The organism is Salmonella sp. 2020_1395 (genome assembly GCF_043848115.1).
In the GTDB taxonomy this organism is placed as follows: Bacteria; Pseudomonadota; Gammaproteobacteria; order Enterobacterales; family Enterobacteriaceae; genus Salmonella; species Salmonella enterica.
Genome location: NZ_JBCMFH010000032.1, coordinates 1 through 4,442, shown reverse-complemented (window position 1 = coordinate 4,442; position 4,442 = coordinate 1). Strand labels below are relative to the sequence as shown.

The 4,442-nt window shown below is 49.8% G+C and carries 5 protein-coding genes and 4 tRNA genes; 2 read left to right on the top strand and 7 right to left on the bottom strand.

Annotated features, from left to right (window positions below; genetic code table 11):
- The 5 genes from ACH0WD_RS24285 to ACH0WD_RS24265 form a co-directional block, all read right to left on the bottom strand.
- Positions 1-262 (bottom strand): GTP-binding protein (locus ACH0WD_RS24285; RefSeq protein WP_000031674.1); only part of this gene is annotated, 262 nt, incomplete at its 3' end.
- Between the two features lie 115 nt (positions 263-377).
- Positions 378-453, bottom strand: a tRNA-Thr gene (locus ACH0WD_RS24280).
- 6 nt (positions 454-459) lie between these two features.
- Positions 460-534 (bottom strand) — tRNA-Gly (locus tag ACH0WD_RS24275).
- Positions 535-650: 116 nt separating this feature from the next.
- Positions 651-735, bottom strand: a tRNA-Tyr gene (locus ACH0WD_RS24270).
- 8 nt (positions 736-743) lie between these two features.
- Positions 744-819, bottom strand: a tRNA-Thr gene (locus ACH0WD_RS24265).
- A gap of 19 nt (positions 820-838) precedes the next feature.
- Here ACH0WD_RS24265 and ACH0WD_RS24260 point away from each other — a divergent pair.
- A complete protein-coding gene (locus ACH0WD_RS24260) occupies positions 839-1,012 on the top strand; it encodes a hypothetical protein (RefSeq protein WP_031602421.1) in 174 nt (57 codons plus the stop codon).
- A gap of 208 nt (positions 1,013-1,220) precedes the next feature.
- Positions 1,221-2,171 (top strand): type I pantothenate kinase, encoded by a 951-nt coding sequence (coaA, locus tag ACH0WD_RS24255; protein WP_000023068.1) that lies wholly within the window; start codon positions 1,221-1,223, stop codon positions 2,169-2,171.
- 34 nt (positions 2,172-2,205) lie between these two features.
- Here the strand turns inward: coaA and birA are convergent, their stop codons facing one another.
- Both birA and murB read right to left on the bottom strand, forming a co-directional pair.
- Positions 2,206-3,168 carry a bifunctional biotin--[acetyl-CoA-carboxylase] ligase/biotin operon repressor BirA gene (birA, locus tag ACH0WD_RS24250; RefSeq protein ID WP_000655746.1) on the bottom strand — a complete coding sequence of 321 codons (963 nt, stop codon included), beginning with the start codon at positions 3,166-3,168 and terminating at the stop codon, positions 2,206-2,208.
- Entirely contained in the window at positions 3,165-4,193 is a 1,029-nt protein-coding gene (murB, locus tag ACH0WD_RS24245) for a UDP-N-acetylmuramate dehydrogenase (RefSeq protein ID WP_000149799.1), read from the bottom strand. The genes birA and murB overlap by 4 nt, the downstream gene beginning before the upstream one ends.
- Positions 4,194-4,442: the final 249 nt, after the last annotated feature.

Below are 4,442 nucleotides of genomic sequence, written 5' to 3'. Positions count from 1 at the left end.
AGTCGGCGTGCCCCGGGCAGTCTACGTGTGCGTAGTGGCGGGTCGGGGTATCGTATTCAACGTGAGAAGTGTTGATGGTGATACCACGCGCTTTTTCTTCCGGAGCGTTATCGATCTGGTCGAATGCGCGAGCGGCACCGCCGTAGGTTTTAGCCAGTACGGTAGTAATGGCAGCGGTCAGCGTTGTTTTACCATGGTCAACGTGGCCGATAGTACCGACGTTAACGTGCGGTTTTGTACGTTCAAACTTTTCTTTAGACATCGATTGTCCCTCTAAGACACGGATAAATCGGTGATATCACCACATCAACCAGGCAACACGCCCGACTTGTTGAATGCTAATAAACAGAAGAGAAAAACAGGAAGGAGAAAAGAAGTGGTGCTGATAGGCAGATTCGAACTGCCGACCTCACCCTTACCAAGGGTGCGCTCTACCAACTGAGCTATATCAGCACATCTTGGAGCGGGCAGCGGGAATCGAACCCGCATCATCAGCTTGGAAGGCTGAGGTAATAGCCATTATACGATGCCCGCATCCTGGAACTCGGCTACCTGATTTTCATTCTGCACTGAATATCGAGAGAAACTCTCTTTATTCGAGCCGGTAAGCGAACTTATCGTCTCGGGCTGCGCCATCGCGCGGCCGAAAATGGTGGTGGGGGAAGGATTCGAACCTTCGAAGTCTGTGACGGCAGATTTACAGTCTGCTCCCTTTGGCCGCTCGGGAACCCCACCGGACTTGATGGTGCCGACTACCGGAATCGAACTGGTGACCTACTGATTACAAGTCAGTTGCTCTACCTACTGAGCTAAGTCGGCATCAAGTAGCGCGCATTCTATGGAGACCTGCGTGCTCATGCAACTAAAAAATTGCATAAAATGTTCTATCGCTCACATTTTGCGCTATAAGAGACAAAAATGCTCTAATTTCAAACAAGAGAGCATAAATTTTCGGCATTTTACTGACCGTCAGACCAGGATACGACGCGGCATTTCAACGTTCCGTCGATAGAAAGCAATCTTCTGTATCTGGTATATTCGTCACATTGCTTCTCAGGGATAGCTTTCACAGCGAGATTTTTTCTTATTATTCCTCCCCATCTGGTGTTACCCTCCTGCCCATTGTCCAAATTAACTTAAATGTGACGTGCCGTTGCATGTCAGGGATGGCCCTCGTTCATCGCTGAACTGATGTAGCAATAGCAGCCAGAAACATGCTTATGAGTATAAAAGAGCAATCGTTAATGACGCCTTACCTACAGTTTGATCGCAGCCAGTGGGCTGCGCTTCGCGATTCTGTGCCGATGACCCTGACCGAGGATGAGATCGCGCAGTTAAAAGGCATTAATGAAGATTTATCGCTGGAAGAAGTTGCAGAAATATATTTACCTCTCTCCCGTTTGCTAAATTTCTATATCAGTTCAAATCTGCGTCGTCAGGCTGTCCTGGAACAGTTTCTGGGCACTAACGGCCAGCGAATCCCTTACATCATCAGTATCGCGGGCAGCGTCGCAGTGGGTAAAAGCACGACAGCACGCGTTCTGCAAGCGTTGCTGAGTCGCTGGCCGGAACACCGCCGTGTTGAATTGATTACCACAGACGGCTTCCTCCACCCAAACCAGGTGTTGAAAGAACGCGGGTTAATGAAGAAAAAGGGGTTCCCCGAATCGTATGATATGCACCGACTGGTGAAATTCGTTTCTGACCTCAAGTCGGGCGTACCGAACGTGACGGCGCCAGTCTATTCTCATTTGATTTACGATGTTATTCCTGAAGGGGATAAAACCGTCGCTCAGCCTGATATATTGATTCTTGAAGGTTTGAATGTTTTACAAAGCGGTATGGATTATCCTCACGATCCGCACCATGTATTTGTCTCTGATTTCGTTGATTTCTCTATTTACGTTGATGCGCCAGAAGAACTTCTTCAGACGTGGTATATCAATCGCTTCCTGAAATTCCGCGAAGGGGCGTTTACCGATCCTGACTCTTATTTCCACAATTATGCGAAATTATCTAAAGAAGAAGCTGTTAATACAGCAGCTTCGCTTTGGAAAGAAATTAACTGGTTGAATTTAAAGCAAAATATCTTACCTACGCGAGAACGTGCCAGCCTTATTATGACCAAGAGCGCTAACCATGCGGTGGAACAGGTAAGATTGCGGAAATAACAGAAAAAAGGGGAGTACCGACTCCCTTTTTTTACTATTCGGCGCTTCGCAGCGATATTTCTCCGCCCATCCAGGGTTTAATCACGCCATCCTGTTCAAGCAATAATGCGCCCTGAGTATCAATGCCGCGAGAAATACCAAATATTTCTTTGTCGCCAATAATTAGTTTTACCGGGCGATCAATAAAATTATCCAGTTTTTTCCAGCGCGAAAGATAAGGAGAAAGACCTTCTTGCTCAAAAAGCTCAAGCGCAGCACGTAACTTATAAATCAGCTTTGCGGCCAGCATATTGCGGTCGAGCGTAATTCCGGCCTCTTGTAGTGTGATCCATCCCTGATTTATCACGTCCTCTTCTACGCGACGCATTGCCATGTTAATACCAGCGCCAATCACTATTTGTGCGGCATCGCCCGTTTTACCGGTTAATTCGACCAGAATACCCGCCAGTTTGCGATCCAGCAGGTAGAGGTCGTTAGGCCACTTCACACGAACTTTATCTGCGCCCAGTTCACGCAGCACTTCCGCCATCACAATTCCAATGACCAGACTCAAGCCTATTGCCGCCGCAGGCCCCTGCTCCAGACGCCAGTACATTGAAAGATATAGATTCGCACCAAACGGTGAGAACCATTTACGCCCGCGACGACCACGCCCCGCCTGTTGGTATTCTGCTACACAGGCATCGCCTGAACGCAGCTCGCCAATTCGATCAAGTAAATACTGATTGGTTGAATCGATAACGGGCAATACCGCCACGTTTCCGCTATCCAGTTGGCTATGTATACGGTCAGCATCCAGTAACTGGATGGGTTCCGGTAAGCTATATCCTTTCCCGGGAACGGTAAATACATCTACTCCCCAGTCGCGTAATGTCTGGATATGTTTATTAATCGCCGCGCGGCTCATTCCCAGCCGTTCACCCAACTGCTCGCCTGAGTGAAACTCTCCGTCGGCAAGCAGTGAGATCAGCGTCAGGGGAACGGTAGTATCTTTCATGCAATGCTCTCCACAGCGTTCACCTCTCCGGACCGACCAATAAAGCGAACCTCAGGCTCCAGCCAGACATTAAATTTTTCACCCACTTTTTGCCGGACATGATGCGCCAGCGCCACCACATCTTTACTTGTCGCATCATTCGCATTAATCAATACCAGCGCCTGTTGGCGATGCACCGCAGCGCCGCCAATGGTGACGCCTTTCAACTGACATTGATCTATCAGCCAGCCTGCCGCCAGCTTTACTGAGCCGTCTGCCTGAGGGTAATGCGGCGCGTTGGGAAATCGTTCTAACAGTTCCATAGCGATATCGGCTGCGACAACGGGATTTTTAAAAAAGCTGCCCGCATTGCCATTCACTTTAGGATCCGGCAATTTTGTGGTGCGCATATGGCATACAGCATCAAACACCTGTTGCGCGGTGACCGTTTTCGGGTCCAGACGAGTAAGATCGCCATAGGTCAACACCGGCTGCCATTGCTTTGACAAACGCAGACCCACCGCGACGATCGCAACGCGATCCTGATATTCATTTTTGAAGATGCTGTCACGATAGCCGAAACGGCATTCCGCCGCGGACAAACGCAGACGTTTTCCCGTTTCCAGTTCAACGCAGTCAACGTAGTCGCAGACGCGCTGTAGTTCTACGCCATACGCGCCAATATTCTGTATAGGCGAGGAACCAACGCAGCCAGGGATGAGCGCCAGATTCTCCAGGCCGGGCATGTTGTTATCCAGCGCGTAGCGAACCAGCTGATGCCAGTTTTCGCCTGCGCCGACGTGTAGGTGCCAGGCGTCCGCGGTTTCATTGACCTCAATGCCTTTCAGGCGGTTAAGGATCACGGTGCCGGCGTAATTTTCCAGAAACAGGACATTGCTTCCTTCACCCAGGATCATAACCGGCAGTCCCTCACGAGTTGCTTGCTGCCAGGCGCTCAGTAGTTGTTGTTCGTTTTCAGCGCATACGATGTGCTTTGCACAATGATCAATGCCGAAGGTATTCCAGGGTTTTAGGGAGTGGGTCATGGCTGCTTTCCTGATACTCAATCGGCAATAGTTTACCGTATCTGTGTTGGGAAGGCTTGTGGTTATATTGAGGGTGGATCGGCGCGTCCCTGTAGGCCGGATAAGGCGGAGCCGCCATCCGGCAGACTACAGATAAAACAAAAGGCCCAGTCTTTCGACTGAGCCTTTTGCTTAATTTGATGCCTGGCAGTTCCCTACTCTCGCATGGGGAGACCCCACACTACCATCGGCGCTACGGCGTTTCACTTC

Excerpts from the sequence above, each read along its gene's own strand:
- ACH0WD_RS24260 (WP_031602421.1), top strand. The coding sequence starts at position 839 with ATGGAGACCTGCGTGCTCATGCAACTAAAAAATTGCATAAAATGTTCT.
- coaA (WP_000023068.1), top strand. The coding sequence starts at position 1,221 with ATGAGTATAAAAGAGCAATCGTTAATGACGCCTTACCTACAGTTTGAT.
- murB (WP_000149799.1), bottom strand. The coding sequence starts at position 4,193 with ATGACCCACTCCCTAAAACCCTGGAATACCTTCGGCATTGATCATTGT.
- birA (WP_000655746.1), bottom strand. The coding sequence starts at position 3,168 with ATGAAAGATACTACCGTTCCCCTGACGCTGATCTCACTGCTTGCCGAC.